This window comes from Bradyrhizobium oligotrophicum S58 (genome assembly GCF_000344805.1).
Taxonomy (GTDB): domain Bacteria; phylum Pseudomonadota; class Alphaproteobacteria; order Rhizobiales; family Xanthobacteraceae; genus Bradyrhizobium; species Bradyrhizobium oligotrophicum.
Genome location: NC_020453.1, coordinates 3,987,361 through 4,003,330, shown reverse-complemented (window position 1 = coordinate 4,003,330; position 15,970 = coordinate 3,987,361). Strand labels below are relative to the sequence as shown.

The window sequence follows — 15,970 nt, the reverse complement described above, 5'->3', positions numbered from 1 at the left end:
GACAAGCTGCTAGCAGCACCACCGCTCTATCACTGTGAGTAGTTACCTTGACCCGCAATCAAAAATCACCATATACTATCATGCGTACGAACAGTTCAAAGTTGCAAGAGGCGTGAAAGTCCGGACATTGCCTGGAGTGGAGGAGCGACCGATACCAGCACCTTGGCTTGCCGGTGGCGCCCAACTTGAACGGACGCCAACGCGGCCCGGAAGCGCACTGAGGTCGGCCTGCTGACTGGGGGCGCCGCGATCGTCAACGCTTATCACGATCAGCAGATATGCCGGCGCACCGGTCGCGCCAGGCACATTTGGATAGGTTGCGCTGGCCATGCAAAAGGTTCATCGGTAGGAGTCGGCTCGATCGTATCCTCCCACCAGTTTATCACTTGACCTTTACCACCCCGGATTGCAGACTCAGTTGATTGTTACCGCTCAGTAATTTGGCACTGAGGACGCGTCGCTTGCGCTCTGTCTTCATCATTTCCGACCTGCATCTGGGAGGAGCTTATCCGGATCCGCCGACTGCGGGAGCGCGCGGATTCCGCCTCTGCACGCGCGCCGACGCGATTGCACAGTTCGTAGCAGAGCGAACCGCGGCCATCGCTGATAGCGGCCCCAGCGAAATCGTGCTGAACGGTGATACCGTGGATTTTCTGGCGGAGTGCGATCGACCGCCGCCCGCCGCCGCTACGTGGTCTTCGTTTACCGCGGACCCGCAGGCCGCGGCCGAGAAGTTCAAGTCTATTGTGCGGCGGGACCGCCAGGTATTTGAAGCTCTGTCGGCGTATCTCGACGCCGGTGGGCGGTTGACGGTGCTACTCGGCAATCACGACATTGAGCTGAGCTTGCCGGCGATCCGTGATGCGTTGCGGACGGCCCTTGGGGTGAAGGCGCACCATGATTTCGAGTTCTTGTTCGACGGCGAGGCGTATATCGTCGGAGACGCGCTGATCGAGCACGGAAACCGCTACGACGCCTGGAACCAAGTCGACTACGACGCGCTGCGTCACGTGCGATCGTTTCAGTCGCGACGGCTCCCGATCCCCGAGGACTATGCGTTCGGCCCGCCGCCCGGCAGCGATATGGTCACAACTGTGATAAACCCTATCAAGGTGGACTATCCGTTCATCGATCTGTTGAAGCCCGAGACCGAAGCGGTAGTGCCGATGCTGCTGGCGCTCGAGCCCGGCTTTCGTGCTCAGATCGGCAAGGTAGCGATGCTGCTCGCACGCTCGCGCCGCCACGGATTGCGCGATGCGGTGACGCCTCGGCTCGGATCCGATATCAGCGCCAATAGCCCGTTGCGCGCGCTGGAGGGCGACAATCTCGCCGCGGGGGCATATCGCGGAGGGCTTGGCGGCGACATCGCCACAGGCGGTCCTGCAGAGCAGCCACCGCGCGCGGATGCCGAGCAGGCGCTGAAGCTGACCCTGAGCGCGGCACTCGGAAGCGAGAATGCCGCCGCCTTTCTGCGCGACATCGACTCGCAGGTCGCTGCCATCGATCCACTGGCGGCGATCAGCACCGACATTTCCGCGGGGGAAACGGTGCGTCGCGTGTTCGGCTTCGCCGCCTTGCTGTTCGGGCGATCTTCGAAACCCTACACTACGCGACTGCCGGCCCTGCTCGAGGCGATTCGAGCCTTGCAGAATACCCAGGCGTTCGATCAGGACAAGGAAACCGCCACCGAATATCTCAACGCCGCAACGGACCTCGCAGCGAAGGGCGGCTTCCGCTACGTCGTGTTTGGCCACACGCACCTGGCCAAGCGGGTGCCGCTCGCCAATGGCGGGCTTTATCTCAATTCCGGCACCTGGGCCGACGTGTTGCGATTTCCGGCCGAGACATTCCGGTCCGAGAGCGAGGCGCTGACGGCCCTCGAAACCTTCGTCGACCACATGAAGTCCGGCGATTTTTCGCCCTACACGGTTTTCACGCCGACCTATGTGCATTTGCAAGTGGGAACGGACGGCAAGGTGGCGTCGGCGGAGTTGCTGCCATTTACTGCGCGGAGTGCGCAGTGAGCCCGCCCGTGGTGGGCGCAGGGAGACCGGTCCGCGGAGTATCGGGGTGAGCGCATGGATGAATTTCGCGACTCCATCGCCCGGATCACCATCGACGGCGCCGAGGTGCGTGGCACCGGCTTTCTCGTCGCCCCCGACCTCGTGGCCACGGCGCTTCACGTCGTTGCCAACCGCGATGACGACCCGCCAAGCTTCCCGCCGGGCGCGATCCAGCTGCACTTTCCGGGCATCGATCCTCCGATCAAGGCCGTGGTGCAGGCCGTCAACCGGGACGCTGATTGCGCGCTGCTTCGCTGTGTCGACGCCAAGCCGCTGGCAACCCGCCCCACCCTTGTCCTGCGCGAGTTGTCCTATCCCGGGGACGTGTTCACATCGTTCGGCTACCCGGACACTCAGTTCGTCGACGGCATGGTCTGGAGCGGCAAGATCCGCGATCCCAATGCCCAGCTCACCAATTTCTTTCCCAAGGGACAAGTGCCCTATCGCCCGGTGCTGCAGTTGTTCAGCCAGGAAGCTGCCGCGCCCGGTGCTGCGCCACAAGGTCTCTCGGGCGCGCCGGTGATCGTCGGGGCAGCGGTAGTCGGACTGATGCGCTTTGCACTGATGCGGGCTGGCACCTCCGCGGCCGGCACGCTCTACGCCTGCAGCGCCGCCGACATCGTTGCGCTGGCGCCAACGATTTTGAGTCTGCGGCCGGGACCAGCGCAGACCGTCATCATCACCCCCGCGCAGATCGAAAAGCTGCTGCCGCTGCTCGATGTCGCATTCGCCAGCGATCTTACCAGCCTGCGCCGTGTCGTGCGGTTCTCGCTCGGAGCCGAGGCTGAACGCAGCCTGCCTGCGGCACGATCCTTGACCGAATACGCAACGGGCTTGCTGGAAATTCTGCAGCAGCAGGGACCGGGCACCATTGGCGTGCTGCTGCGCGGCGTGTTGGCGGCGCGGCCGACCAACGAACTCAAAGCGTTCGCCAGCGATATCTCACCCTATGCTTTGGAGCCCGTCGACGACCATACTCAGGTCCAAGACACTCACGACGATTGCCTCGCCGACACCATCGGAATCGCTTTGACCGAGCTCACGGTGCTGCGCGACCGAGCGGAATTCCAATCGATTATCCGCAGCTATCGCGCGGATTTCGAGCGCACCCGGCAGCAAATCAGCATCCTGGCGAAATACAAGGAGCTGCACAGCTGCCTGCATGACGTGCAGGAAAAATTTGAGCAGATCAGCGAAACCGTCAATCGCATGAAAGACGGCGAAGCGGTCAACAGCTATGTGCGCGACCACGTCCGGTTCCTGCATGCCGCGGTTACTACCGCGACGTCACAGCTCGCCGGGCTTCCGACCGCCGACCGCGAGCGGGTCTGGATCCAGGAGCTGGATGATTGCGCCGCGATTTTGAAAAGCGTGATCTTTCCCCAGGCCGAAGACCCCGTCGACGACTCCAAGCTGTTCGGAGTGCCCGATCGGCTGGAACAGACACTGTCTGCGGCAACTGAGCTGAACCGTGACCTGGTAGAAACCGCAAAGTTCGTCCGCCTGGACAATCTCGGCGACACCATGCGTCTGGTCGAGCAACAGCTTGGAGACGTCCTACAGCCGGATGCGCTGCAACGGTTGAAGGACGGCTATGTCGCGGTCGGACGGCTGCGCGCGCGGCTGTCGGGGCTGGTCGCCGAACACGACGAATGGCAGGAGCTAAATACGGCGCTCGAGGCCGCCAGGAACGAGCGCACCAAACATCAACCGCAAGCCAAGTTCACCTCGTGGAAGCTATTCAGGAATCAGCTTGTCGGGCTCTGCGGAACCTTCCCGAGCGAGCTTTGGGCGGCCGATCTCACGGCGATGATGAAACCCTGGATGGCCGACACGCCGCCGCCGGAGCCGAGGCTGGCCACCAGCGCCGAGAAGCTCGATAATCAGTTCGTGGATTTCTACAAGACCTGCGTCGACCGCTTCATCGACGTCGATGACGAGCTAAACCGGCTGTGTCGCCGGATCGTGCCGTTCGGCCTGCCATTGACCGTTCTGACCAAGCTTCGGCAGCAACCCACGCAAGCAGCAGGACAAGGCTGATGCAGTCGACAGCGCACGATGAGAACGTCTCGGGATCGCCTCAAACGCCGCAGCAGGAGCCGTTCGTCTCGTTGCAGCAACTGCAGCACGAGAGCGACGTGCTGATTGACAGCTTGCCCGATGCCGAGGCACTGCCGGACAATGCGATGTCGCAGATCGAACACATCGCCCAGTTCATTGCTCGCGCGACCGAAACCGGCGCGGTGCTGGACAGCCCCGCCGAGCGTAAGAGCGCACAGGCGCTGATTGATTTCTGGAGCTCCAAATACTATGCGCTGTCGGGGACGTCGCCATCGCGGCGTCGGGTCGGCGGTCGCAACTCGCTTCGCGGCTTCGATTCAGCGCTCATCAAGCAGGCAGTGCACGACGCGGAAATCACTCTGGCCAGCTTCAGCGCGCCGGAACGGGAGATCGCCCGTCGAATTTTGCTGCGCTTGGTGAAACGGGGGCCGGAGGACGGCGGCGTCACCTTGGCAGTGGTGGAGCGCAAAGCTCTGGCGACGCTTGACGCGCCCGATCGGGTGGCAGCCGTGCTCGACGTGCTGATCCAAACCGGACTAGTCACGCAGGTCGACTACGGCGGCTCCTCACGGCTTACCTTGCGCTTCGATACCTTGACCCGGGAATGGCCGGTCCTGCAGGATTGGATCGCCCAGCGACAGAAATTCGCCGCGCGAGCGAATTTCTGGCAGAGCAACGGCCGGCGGGCGAAAGATTTAGCGCCCGAGCTGCTCGCCAAGAGAGCGCTGGCTGACTACGGCGATCTCGACGCCGTGGAAAGTGACTATGTCGCCGCAAGTCTGGGTCGAGGGCGTCGCGACCGCTGGGCGAGAATGGCTCTGACCGCGGGGCTGCTTGCGTGTGTCGTGCTTGCCATGGCTTGGTGGCGGTCCGACAGATTGCAGCATCTACAGAACGAACAGATCGCGCTGTCGCTGCCGCGCACACCCAACGGCGCGCTACAAGCCCACCTCAACGATCTGGCGGACCAAAACCTGCCGATCTCGCTGCAGAACCGGGAGGTGAGGGATCTCGACCTCGCAGGTCTCTACAGTCAGCGCCGTCCGCTCGCTGTCGGCGATTTCGTCAACTCCACCCTGCATAGGGTCGTGTTCGATCGCGCGGTGCTATCGAACTCGGCCTTCAGCCAGGCCACGCTGAACGGAGTGAACTTCGTCGCCTCGGATCTATCCTTTGCGCGCTTTGACGGCGCTGTGATCACCTCGAGCTCGTTCGCCAACGCCAAACTCTATCGGTCGCTATTCGACAGAGCCCGCCTCAGCGAGGCCGATTTCTCGGATACCGACCTGCGTTCGACATCGTTCTGGCACGTGAAACTGATGGGAAGATCCCCGAATTTCACCGGCACCGCATGGTGGCTCGCGTTCGGCTGGTCTCGCAAGACGATCGAGCAGTTAGCCAAAGACTATCCGCGCGAGGCCCTGAGGCAGGCCAGAACCTACCAGGACGACGTCGCCCGCAGCCTGACGGCTCCGCCGGACGAAAAGCCGATCGATCGTGCAGTTCGATTGAATGATCTGGCGTGGACCTATGCGATCTACGGCATCGACCTCGACTCCGCGGCCAAGGTCGGCGAAGAGGCGGCGGCGATCTATGAGAGCTTGCGCAGCGAGCCGACCGCCGCTCAAAGCTTGTCGGTCGACCCTTACAACAATCTCTTGGACACCCGCGCCTATATTTTCCTACAACAGGGCAAGATCGACGAAGCGAAGGCCGCGTTGGAAAAACTGTCGAACCGCCGGTTGGAAACCTATGGCGCCTCTCTATTCAAATATGCTGTCGCGCGGACGGTGTATGCACTGGGGCGGCCGGATCCAGAAAAGAGCCTTCTGACCAGCCAGGCGATGGCAGACCTGGATCGCGCGATTAGAGAACTGAATTACGTCCCCAGCCACGAACTCTATCTGCTTGCTGGGATCATGACCGACGATTTTAAGGAGGCCCTGCAAAAGAAACTCGCGATGGAGAACGATTGACCATAGATGCTGCAGCTTCGGGGGACGATCAGCACCGCTGCCCGCACCCCGCCAGGGCGGTGTCAGCAACAAAAACGGGTGATGAAACGGTAGCTAAGATACCCAGTGAGATCGCCAAAACGATCCAGATAAGCGCGACTTTGACACGCATGGGACCATTCCTCCAAAAACGCCATAATGACACACAATTTCAAGGAATGCAATCTGCGGATGAAGGCGTGTTTGTCCACGCCTTCCCGCTCTTCACTTGCTTATTTCCGTTTTCGAGAGGACGCGTGTTTGGGCTAAAGCAATCGGCGGGATGTCGCGGGCGTCCTTCAATACGTGAGCGGGTCTAGCATTTCAATACCGCCGTCGACAGGAGAGCCCCACACAGGTTCAGATGTGGGGTCTTGTTCTGCACCTTGCGGATCATCAGCTCTCCACGGGCTTCGACCATCCGGAACGATTTTCCTCCGGACATTGCCGCATCCTTTCGCTTGTCAGATTGCCTTGCAAAAACAACACAGGGTTGCTCTAAATTATTATTTTTCCAAGCCTATCGATACTTTGGTTCTTGCAGGAGCCGACACATGGGGACGGTAACCCGCATCAGGCCCACGCTGTCGCTGGACGACGAGTTCGCCGACTTCGATGTCCGCGAAGAGCTCGAACGTCAGCTCGAGCAACGGCTGCGCGAGGTCGAACTTGATGCTGGGCCCGCACTGAAAGCTTTCCAGCCTGCCGCGGATGCCGACCAACTCTCGCTCATCCATGCACCCCATCACACCATTCGGCTGATCGCGCCGGCCGGCTCAGGAAAAACCCAGACCATCATCAACAGGGTGCTGCATCTCGCCAAAATGGGTACCCGTCCCGAGCGCATCCTCTGTCTGACATTCGATAACTCCGCCGTCAGGGCCCTACGGGAGAAGGTCACGGAGCAGCTTTCCGGCCTCTCCGCGCCGCACCAGAACTTCCAGATAAGTACGTTGAACGCGTTCGGCTACAAGATTTTGCGCGACCATTTTCACGCCGAGCACAAGCAGATCATCGAAGCGCCTCGTGTCTGGCGATTGATCAAAGAGCTGAAGGACACCCTCGCCTCGACAGACGAGGGCCGTAAGCGGCACGACGCCCTGCCAGCCTCTCTTCGATTCCGCTTCTACAGTGAATTTTTTGGCCTCTTGAAAAATGCCCTCTTCGACCCGCGCGCGACTGTTCCGCAGAAATTCGCGGATTTCATGCTCACCAGCAAAGCCGGTGAGGTCTTTTTCCAATCCGGATCAACCTCCGACGAAAAGAAACTCGTCATTCAGGCCGTTTACTGGATGTTCAAGGAATACGAACGCCTGCTCCAGCGCGAGCGGCGCATGGACTTTGATGACCAGAAGCTCCGCGCCGTCAAATGCCTGGACTCGTCCCCCAACGTCCTTTCACTCGCCCAACACCAGTTTGACGAAATCATCGTCGACGAATTCCAGGATATCAACGAGCTGGATTTCGATTTTGTGTCCCTGATCGCTCAGCGGGCGCGGCTGGTCATCACCGGGGACGATGATCAGGCCATCTATGGCTTCCGGGGCTGTACGCCGCGTTACATCATCGAACTCGAAAAACACCTCGGACGTCAGGTCGAAAGCTTCGAGCTCAAACGCAACTACCGCTGCCCCCGCAATATCGTCGACCACGCTACGCGACTGATCCGCCATAACCAATGGCGCGTCGAGAAGAATCCTATCGCGCACCGTTTAGACGATGCCTCCATCAAGGTGATCGAGTCAACGACGGCCACTGCCGAAGCCAAGATGATCGCCACGACCATCGAACGGGTACGCCGGCGCAACAAGGAGCTCAAATTCTCTGACTTCGCCGTGCTCTACCGCACCAACGCCCAGAGCCTGCCGATCCAGTTGCAGTTCATCCTCCGCGACATTCCCTACAACGTTCGTGAACAGGACAACATTCTGCACAACAATGAGTTGGAGAAACTGCTTGGTGTGTTGCGTGCAAAGCTGGCCCTCAGCAAGAACCAGCAGCCGGACCCGGCTGACGCGGTCCTGAGCCTAAGGTCATATTTTCAGTACGTTGATGAACGGATCCTGGCGAGGCTCGAAAGGGCCTTCGAGGCCGTGCCTTCTTTCTTTGACGCACTAGCAGGTCGATCTGTGTTAACCCTCCTGCCGAAGCTCCGGGAAAGCCGTTTTGCCTCCGTCATGCAGGACGTCGCGAAGGCGCCCACACTCTTCAAGACGCTGGATATTCTTGCCAAGGATTTCCGGGGGCTTCGCGGCATGGTCGGCAGCCTCGAGGACGTGATCGATAACGAAGTCCCCCTTGGTGAAGTCTACGAATTGGCCGCTAGCTTCCGCGGCCGCGTCGATGCTTTCGTCGACACCGTGGACAACGCCCTCAAGCGCGCAAAAGAGGCCAAGACGGGCGAAGAGCAAGATGGCGTCGCGCTGGCGACCTACTTCAAGGCCAAGGGGCTGCAATGGCACACCGTAATCCTGACCAGCTGCAACGAAGGGCTCATTCCCCACAAACGCGCGCCCGTCGAGGATGAACGGCGCCTTTTCTATGTTGCGTTGACGAGAGCCTCTTCGAACCTGGTCGTCAGTTATCTGAAGACGTCCTGTAAAACCCGCGTGGCGGCCAGTACATTCCTCACGCAGGCCGGTCTGCATGGCTAGCTCTTACAGCCGCCGCTGCCGAAGCTGCAGCCGCTGGATCAACATGCGGCAGATGCCCCACGGACAGTGGGTGCCGTTCGAAAACAATGAGCCGCATAAGTGCGAGGCCGTTCCCGCGCCACCGCCCCCTCGGCCCGCACCGCCGCGACCCGCTCCAATCGATCCGCCTGATTTTCCTGACATCGAGATTCCGGAGGATGTCGCCGAACCCGCGCGCCCTGTGCCGCCAAAGGCCGAGCCGATCGTGCGCCCATCGCCGCCGCCGCGCCCGCGTCCGAAGGAGCCGCCCGTTGCTCCCGCGCCGCGGCCACGCCCATCGCCACCTGTCAATCCACAACCGCAGCGGCAGCCCCAACCGCAGCACGCGGACGATGCCTCGCCTCAAAGGCCAACGGCTAGGCCGCCGGCGCCGGAAGTTGTTGCACGTTTGCGGTTACGGTTCACAGATCTCCTTGGTATCGCCGCCTATGGCATCTTCACAATCTATCTCATGATCGGCGTGCTCCACTCGATCGTCTTTTCGCTCTTCATCAGCCGCGTAACCTGCGTCACCACCACCAAAACGATCATCTCGATCTTCTGCAACACGGGCATCGGAACTTCGCACCTGATCGCGGTAATCGGCTGGCCATGGTATTGGCTATAGACTCGCTTTTCGTTGGCGAGAATCATGTGCGCAGCGCTCGCTAGCTTGCGCCGCTCCTGACTGCCGGCGTTCTGGTTTGAGGACTTAATTTTTACGTAGATGCCGCGGCGACCCGCGTCATCACGCGCGCGGAGCGTCATCTATCGTGGGACACCGGTAGGCCGCGAGCCGGGATCGGGATGTTGCTGTGACGCTGATGCGCTCCTTGGCTATTTCCGCCAAAGGCAAGAGGAATACGCGATTTCGTCGCTGATCTTGTCGGTCAACTCGACTGGAATCGGATCGCCTTCGCGCAGACCGCTCCTCTCGAGCACACTCCAGATGATGCGCTCGAACTCCGCAAACTTTCCTGACTTGGTGCAGTGCGACATCAAACCAGTGAGGCGTGCCCGTGCGTCGTTGAGCCGGTATTCCGGGGCAGCCAGCCATTCAGACGGGAGATCGGCGCCGACGGTTGTTGACCAAATCTCTGGCTTTTCGGCATTCGACACCAGCGTCATCTTGCGGTCGGGCGTGCCGCCTGCGTCGGCGAGCACGGCCTGAAAGGCGACCAGATCGAAGAGCGTGAGATGCCCGACCAGGCACCCAGCCGCGTTACTCTCCACATGCATCAGATTGCACACCGGGCCGTAGGTCGGGACGATCCCGCCCAGAACCGCCAGGGGCCGCGTATCGAGTTTCGTGTTCGACCGATAGAAGACCTCGCCGCCGCTGGTCACAAAATGCCAGGGGGCATGGTACGGCTCGCCTTGCACCTCGTCGATTCCGACGCTGGTCGCCCAAAGGACGAGGCCTGACTTCACCGCCGACCGAAAGGGATCGACGTCGCCGAATAATACGGAAAGTGGATGGTGTTGGGCTGCTGTTCGGTATCGAGCTGGCGGCAGACGCCATCTGCGCGCGCAGCTTCTCTTCCGGCATCCCGATCGAGGCGGCGATGTGCGAGAGAAAGCTTGTCGATGTGATCGACCGAACGCGCGTCAATCCGATGCTTACCGAGCTATCCGCGTTCCGCTCCGATGCTGGCAGGCCGACTATAACGACGCTCGACCGCACTCCCAGCTCGGATGGAAGACGCCATCCGAGTTCGCCGCCACCTGCAATCCGCGTCGGGATCTGGCGCTGCGCCATGTCGAGAGCTCCGCGCCAGCTCCCGTCGCTACCACCGCCCGGATGGGCACATCCAACCGCCCGAACGAACTCAGATCTGGATAAAACTTGGGGGCAAGGTCACACCCGCCCGGTCGTCATCTGACCACCAAGCGCGTCGAGCAGGATGTGTTCGGGCTTGGTGTCCGGCCCGGGCGGCCGATTGCAGAAAAGGCAGGAAGGCACGAGCATCGGTCGCGGATTATGGCTGACCGAGGTTATGTGGTGCTTGTGCACGCAATCAAAGGCTGACCTTCCCGGCGTGCGCCGGTGAACTTGGTGCTCCACCAGCTGAACCGCGCTACGAGGCACAGATGGGCGCAGTTTCTCAGTCCGATCGATTGACCTGCTTTGCTGCTGCCGAAGTCAAGCGCACGCCAGGCTGACCGCCGTTACTGAACTCTATTCCTGCTAGCTCCAAGGCCCGCCGCAGCTTGTCTACGGTGCCGGTGTACGCCGATATTGGGCCCGGAGTTCGTTCAATCCGTTTGATCGTTTCCAGCGAGACGCCGGATTTCTCTGCTAGGTCGCGCTGTTCAATCCGCAGCATTGCGCGAGCTGCCCGGATTTGTTCGCTGGTCAACATTACGCCTCGAGGGTAAAATTTTGCACCTGAGGTGTTGACACGTCAGGGACTCTGGATTACTCTAGTAGCGTAACATCGAGCCCCCTGCGGGCAAACCTTGGCGCGCGCCTCTCCCACAGATATCCGCGTCGCCCGGAAGCATGCCGCCATGCGGTTCACAATCCTGACAAGTGGTCGTGCGACCAAGCGCGTGCGGAGTGGCCAATGATCAACCACTCCTGGAAGACTAGCGCTGACGAATTGTCGGCTCACCCTCTGGCACCTCAGCCGGAAGACGCTCCTCTCCTCGCGCTTGAACAGCAATTCACCGAGTTATGCGCAGAGCTAGAGGCGCTCGATTCGTTGCATCGCAATCGAATTCAGGCTGCTGGCGAGGTACCTGAACAGCGCGACGGGGAGTTCTCTTTTGGGCAACGCCCCCCTGATGAAGCCGCGACAGGCCGAATGGAAACGATTCTTCTGCGTCTCTATCCGATCGAGCAGGAGATCATACAAACGCCAGCATCGACGATCGTGGGATTGGGCGTAAAGGCGCGGCACGCCGCCCATGTTCTATCCCAGTATTGGGAAGAAGACCTTGACCAAATCGATTGGGAAGCAAAAGCGGTTCGCTCCCTGATAGAAGCAGTCTGCGAGGTAGCAGGTGTGGCATTGCCGTTTCATGATTCAGACATCGACGAGTGAGTGCATATTCGTGTCGCGCTTCTATAGCCCACACACGATGGAGCGAAGCGAATGAGTGTTGTATCGATTATGGCCGCAATATTGGAAGATGAATTGGTAGCATACGGCGTTCTTGGATTAGCCCAAGTTGATTGTAAGGCGATCGTTCAAAGCATGATCGACCGTACGGTTGAATTCGAGATCAAGAGCAGCTGGAGTCGGTCCGAGCCCTATCTCGATGAACAGAATTGATGGTTCGGTCGCTGAACTTCCCGAAAATGAGAAACTGAATCTATCACGCGCGTCGCGTATCCACGAGGCGCTTTCGGTCACCGCTCCCCTCTGATAGTGAGCTAGCCTACCAAAATGATCGGCGCAAAGATCGTGCGACACCTGTGATGGTCACTCTCAAGCACAGTGACCACTACTGGTCGACGATCGTCGGAGTAGAGATTTTTCCAGGAACCTCCCTTTTGTATCCTATTGTTCGATGTGCCTTTTCATTGGTTGAAGTACGTTTCAACTTTTGAGCGAGATTGGCTAAGGGGCGACAATTGGGTGCACCGATGGGCTCCGCTCCCTTCTAGCGTTTGCCGACATTCGGGTGAGCGTTAGCCTTGAAGTCTCCTGGACGCACTAGTAGGGCAGCGGGCCTATCCGCACTCATGAACGATCGCCTCGGCAACTCTGTTGACGCCATCTCATGACAAGTAAGACAAGACCAATCTCGATTCGTCTCGCCGCGAGCGAGATCGAGCAAATCCGCGCGCGGGCTCACAGGCTTTCGGCAAACATCACCGGCGTCGCCCGCGACCTGATCCGCACCGGGCTTGCCGGCGGGGACAACAAGGCTCTCGCCGATCGGTTGATGCGGATCGAGCGTCGGATCGCCGCGCTTGAACAGCAAAGCCAGGAAACGTACGCGCGGGTTGAATCGACCGACAAGGCAGCGCGTGATCTGCTTGCGATGTTCGAGGCGCTGTTGAAGGCCCTGACCGGCGAAGGCTCCGGGAGGGCAGCATGACCCGGCGTTTGCGGATCATTTGCTTTCTCGCTGCCATGGGCTGCTTCGCGGTTGCGGCGAGCATCTCGTATCTCGGATTCGAGGTCTGGCCCCTGAGCGCTACGTTGGCAGACGGCCGGAGCGCTGAAATCAAGCCGGCGGACATCCAAGTCTGCATCAGAGGGCGTGGCTTGGCTTGGCTGGGAGACCGCTCCGGCGAGGTCTCTTGGCAGGCTTGCCGAGAGTGGTTCACGCGATATCAAGCTCTAACCGGCTTCGAGCTTCGTTTCTGGAGCGTCATCGGCGCCAGTCTTGCGGGCTTATTGGCGCTGTTCGGGTTTGCGCTGAGTCTTCGACTGGATTCGGTTTCGCTCAAGGTTCTTCGCGGAGCACGGCTGCAAACCGGCCGCCAAGGATTGAAGGCGTTCGCCCGCGCGGCCGCCGCGGAGTGCCAAGTACATGGGAAGGGTGTTGAGTTGATGCCGTCTGTGCCGTTCGGCCGTGAGCGGGAGGCGCGGCATTTCCTGATCGTCGGCAGCGTTGGCGGAGGCAAGACTCAGACCATGCTTCACCTGATCAACGAGGCATTCTCCCGCGGAGATGGCCTTCTGGTGCTCGACACCAAAGGCGACATGATGGGCGGGCTTCCAGCCGATGGGGACCCGCTCCTCGTCGCGCCCCACGATCGGAGATCGCTGGTCTGGGACGTAGCAGCCGACTGCAGCATCAAGCAGGACGCCCGCGAGCTTGCCGCCCGGTTCATTCCACCAAGTTCCGACCCGATGTGGTCGCAGGCGGCACAGGAGGTCTTCGTCGCCTGTCTTGTCCATCTACAGGCGACCAGGGGTAAGGATTGGAGTTGGAGTGATCTGGAACGGGTCGTGACCGCCGATGTCGATAAGCTTGCCGGCTTCGCCAAGGTTCACAACCCGAATGCGCTGCGACTGCTCGACCAGCCCGACAGCAAGACCACTCTCAGCATCCTGACCACCTTCCAGACCCACATGCGCATCGTCTCCGTCCTGGCGGAGGCCTGGTCTGATCCATCAGCCCGCCGCTTCTCGATTCGCAGCTGGCTGCATCACCCAACGCGGTATCGCCCCCTGATCCTGCAGCACGACCCGGGCTATCCCGAGCTGTCGCGGATCTGGATCGGCAGCATGCTCGGCCTGCTCGCCTCGGCGGTGGGAAGCCCGACCCTCGCCGAAAGCCGCGAGCGGCGAGTCTGGCTGTTCCTCGACGAATTCCCGCAGCTGCCGCCAATCAAGCAGTTTCCGACCTTCCTCGAGCTTGGCCGCTCCAAGGGCGTTGCGGTCGTGATCGGAGCTCAGGACACGGCCCAGATCCGCGCCGTCTATGGTCAGGACCAGGCCAAGTCTTGGTTCGGCATGACCGGCACCAAGATCATCACCCGCATCAACGCCAGCGAAGCGGCTGAGGACATCAGCCGCCTCATCGGCGAGCAGGAGGTCGAGCGGAGAACGAAGAGCTCAACTCATACCGGGGGCAAGACCAGCGTCACCGAGAGCACCCAACGCGAGATGCGCCGGGTGATCACGGCATCAGAACTCGGCTCCCGTCTTGGCCCGACCAAGGACGGCGTACGAGTCCTGCTCGTCGGCCTTGGCGAGGACGTCTACGAGCTGGAGCTGCCCTATCTCAAGCTGCGGCAACTTCGGGAGCCTATCATGCCGGCGGATTGGACCCGGCCCTTTTCTGACAAGAGGCTCTCGCGACAAGACGGCGGAGAGGCCGGTCCAACTCCAACGCCACCATCAGCTCGCCTAACGAAGGACTTGGCGGCACAAATCCTCAAGCGGCGGGAGTGAGCCATGGTGGCGTCCATCTCAGCCCGCGGGAACGCGGCTTCCGCTGCGCGCTACTACAGCCACCTGCAGCGCGACGACTACTACAGCCGGGACGGCGAGCCGCCCGGCCGCTGGGCCGGCAAAGGGGCCGAGCGGCTCAGCCTCGACGGGCTGGTGACGCAAACCGAGTTCGACGCTGCGCTACGCGGAATCGATCCCAAGACCGGCGAGCGGCTGGCGCAGCTCGGCGGCCGCGAGCACGCGGCTGGCTGGGACATGACCTTCAGCGCGCCGAAATCGGTCTCGGTGCTCTGGGCGCTCTCCGAGGCTCCCGAGCGCCAGATGATCGCCCAGGCCCATCGGTCGGCCGTGCTGGCGGCTTCCACTCAATTGGAAGCGACCGCCGGCTGGGCCAGGCGAGGCCGGGCCGGCGCCACCCGAGAGCAAACCGCGGGGCTGCTGATGGCCCAATTCGATCATCACACCAGCCGCGAGTCCGACCCGCAGCTGCACACCCACACCTTCGTCTTCAACCTCGCCCCACGGCGCGACGGCAGCTGGGGCGCGATCGTCAGCCGCGAGCTCTACAAGGCGCAGAAGCAGGCCGGGGCCGCTTACCGCCGAACCCTTGCTTCCGAGCTCGAACGACAAGGCCTCCGACTGGAGCGGCAGAAGGACACGTTTCGAGTGGCGGCCATCCCGCGCCATATTGAGCGCGCCTTCTCCAAGCGGCGCCAGGCCATTGAGGAAGCCGCGAAGGCCCATGGCTACAGTACGCCCAAGGGCATGGAGCTGGCGACCCTGCGCACGCGCCGCCCCAAGCGAGATGCTAAGCTCAGCGAGCTCACCAGCCATTGGCAAGCCGAGGCCAAGGCGCTGGGCTGTGATCTCGGCAGGAGCCGTGATCACATGCACGTCACGACCAGCGGCCGTTCTCACGCGGAGCTCTCGGGAGGGAGAGGCCAAGGCCGCTCACCGGTCGCTCAACCATCACCGCCGGCAGCTTTGGCAGCAGGTCAGCCAACCCGGCACCGCAGCGCCGCCCAACTCGGCTCTCGTCTCGGCCAGGTCCTCCGCGCGCTGGATCAGCCGGCTGGCATGTCTGGCGTGAGGATCAAGCTCCGCTACCGCGAGTACGAGCGGGAATGACAGAGAGCCGGGAAGACAAATTGGACGATGCTTCCCCGACCTGCAGCGACCGCTAGATCGCGCAACGGGATTGCCGGCTGACAAAGGCGCTGCGCGGGTAGCAATCGATCTGCAGCCCTCAGGAAACGACCTGCGGGCTTCAAATCAGATCGCAAAGCCGACAGTGTTGCGCGATCCCAAACCGAAGCAAACTT

Annotated in this window: 12 protein-coding genes and 1 pseudogene; 10 read left to right on the top strand and 3 right to left on the bottom strand. The window is 61.2% G+C overall.

The window, feature by feature from the left end:
* Positions 1–461 precede the first annotated feature (461 nt).
* The 4 genes from S58_RS17140 to S58_RS17125 all read left to right on the top strand — a co-directional run bounded on the left by S58_RS17140 (position 462) and on the right by S58_RS17125 (position 8,772).
* Positions 462–2,024 carry a metallophosphoesterase family protein gene (locus tag S58_RS17140; RefSeq protein ID WP_015666607.1) on the top strand — a complete coding sequence of 521 codons (1,563 nt, stop codon included), beginning with the start codon at positions 462–464 and terminating at the stop codon, positions 2,022–2,024.
* Positions 2,025–2,078: 54 nt separating this feature from the next.
* On the top strand, positions 2,079–4,103 hold the full coding sequence (locus S58_RS17135) for a trypsin-like serine peptidase (RefSeq protein WP_015666606.1): 2,025 nt from the start codon (positions 2,079–2,081) through the stop codon (positions 4,101–4,103).
* Entirely contained in the window at positions 4,103–6,100 is a 1,998-nt protein-coding gene (locus S58_RS17130; RefSeq protein WP_015666605.1) for a pentapeptide repeat-containing protein, read from the top strand. The genes S58_RS17135 and S58_RS17130 overlap by 1 nt, the downstream gene beginning before the upstream one ends.
* 572 nt (positions 6,101–6,672) lie before the next feature.
* Positions 6,673–8,772 (top strand): ATP-dependent helicase, encoded by a 2,100-nt coding sequence (locus S58_RS17125; RefSeq protein WP_015666604.1) that lies wholly within the window; start codon positions 6,673–6,675, stop codon positions 8,770–8,772.
* A 483-nt stretch (positions 8,773–9,255) separates the two neighbouring features.
* On the opposite strand, the gene S58_RS17120 is transcribed toward S58_RS17125, so the two are convergent.
* Positions 9,256–9,558 (bottom strand): hypothetical protein, encoded by a 303-nt coding sequence (locus S58_RS17120; RefSeq protein WP_015666603.1) that lies wholly within the window; start codon positions 9,556–9,558, stop codon positions 9,256–9,258.
* 69 nt (positions 9,559–9,627) lie between these two features.
* Positions 9,628–10,221, bottom strand: coding sequence for a hypothetical protein (locus tag S58_RS17115; protein ID WP_015666602.1), 594 nt, complete (start codon positions 10,219–10,221; stop codon positions 9,628–9,630).
* 202 nt (positions 10,222–10,423) lie between these two features.
* Here S58_RS17115 and S58_RS36630 point away from each other — a divergent pair.
* Positions 10,424–10,633: pseudogene (locus S58_RS36630) on the top strand (integrase core domain-containing protein); the annotation flags it as partial.
* 262 nt (positions 10,634–10,895) lie between these two features.
* On the opposite strand, the gene S58_RS36625 reads toward S58_RS36630, so the two are convergent.
* A complete protein-coding gene (locus S58_RS36625; RefSeq protein ID WP_083938615.1) occupies positions 10,896–11,153 on the bottom strand; it encodes a helix-turn-helix domain-containing protein in 258 nt (85 codons plus the stop codon).
* 204 nt (positions 11,154–11,357) lie between these two features.
* On the opposite strand from S58_RS36625, the gene S58_RS17110 reads away from it, so the two are divergent.
* From S58_RS17110 to mobF, 5 genes are all read left to right on the top strand, one after another.
* Positions 11,358–11,837 carry a hypothetical protein gene (locus S58_RS17110; RefSeq protein ID WP_015666600.1) on the top strand — a complete coding sequence of 160 codons (480 nt, stop codon included), beginning with the start codon at positions 11,358–11,360 and terminating at the stop codon, positions 11,835–11,837.
* A gap of 51 nt (positions 11,838–11,888) precedes the next feature.
* Positions 11,889–12,068 (top strand): hypothetical protein, encoded by a 180-nt coding sequence (locus tag S58_RS17105; RefSeq protein ID WP_015666599.1) that lies wholly within the window; start codon positions 11,889–11,891, stop codon positions 12,066–12,068.
* Between the two features lie 616 nt (positions 12,069–12,684).
* Positions 12,685–12,840, top strand: coding sequence for a hypothetical protein (locus S58_RS39015; protein ID WP_244440781.1), 156 nt, complete (start codon positions 12,685–12,687; stop codon positions 12,838–12,840).
* Complete coding sequence (locus S58_RS17095) at positions 12,837–14,648, top strand: type IV secretion system DNA-binding domain-containing protein (RefSeq protein WP_015666597.1); 1,812 nt, start codon at positions 12,837–12,839, stop codon at positions 14,646–14,648. Before S58_RS39015 ends, S58_RS17095 begins: the two co-directional genes overlap by 4 nt.
* A 3-nt stretch (positions 14,649–14,651) precedes the next feature.
* Positions 14,652–15,776 carry a MobF family relaxase gene (gene mobF / locus S58_RS17090; RefSeq protein ID WP_015666596.1) on the top strand — a complete coding sequence of 375 codons (1,125 nt, stop codon included), beginning with the start codon at positions 14,652–14,654 and terminating at the stop codon, positions 15,774–15,776.
* The last annotated feature ends 194 nt before the right edge of the window (positions 15,777–15,970 follow it).

Coding starts and splice junctions, on each gene's coding strand:
- S58_RS17095 (WP_015666597.1), top strand. CDS start 12,837: ATGACCCGGCGTTTGCGGATCATTTGCTTTCTCGCTGCCATGGGCTGC.
- S58_RS17120 (WP_015666603.1), bottom strand. CDS start 9,558: ATGACGCTCCGCGCGCGTGATGACGCGGGTCGCCGCGGCATCTACGTA.
- S58_RS39015 (WP_244440781.1), top strand. CDS start 12,685: ATGCGGATCGAGCGTCGGATCGCCGCGCTTGAACAGCAAAGCCAGGAA.
- S58_RS36625 (WP_083938615.1), bottom strand. CDS start 11,153: ATGTTGACCAGCGAACAAATCCGGGCAGCTCGCGCAATGCTGCGGATT.
- mobF (WP_015666596.1), top strand. CDS start 14,652: ATGGTGGCGTCCATCTCAGCCCGCGGGAACGCGGCTTCCGCTGCGCGC.
- S58_RS17130 (WP_015666605.1), top strand. CDS start 4,103: ATGCAGTCGACAGCGCACGATGAGAACGTCTCGGGATCGCCTCAAACG.
- S58_RS17105 (WP_015666599.1), top strand. CDS start 11,889: ATGAGTGTTGTATCGATTATGGCCGCAATATTGGAAGATGAATTGGTA.
- S58_RS17110 (WP_015666600.1), top strand. CDS start 11,358: ATGATCAACCACTCCTGGAAGACTAGCGCTGACGAATTGTCGGCTCAC.
- S58_RS17125 (WP_015666604.1), top strand. CDS start 6,673: ATGGGGACGGTAACCCGCATCAGGCCCACGCTGTCGCTGGACGACGAG.
- S58_RS17135 (WP_015666606.1), top strand. CDS start 2,079: ATGGATGAATTTCGCGACTCCATCGCCCGGATCACCATCGACGGCGCC.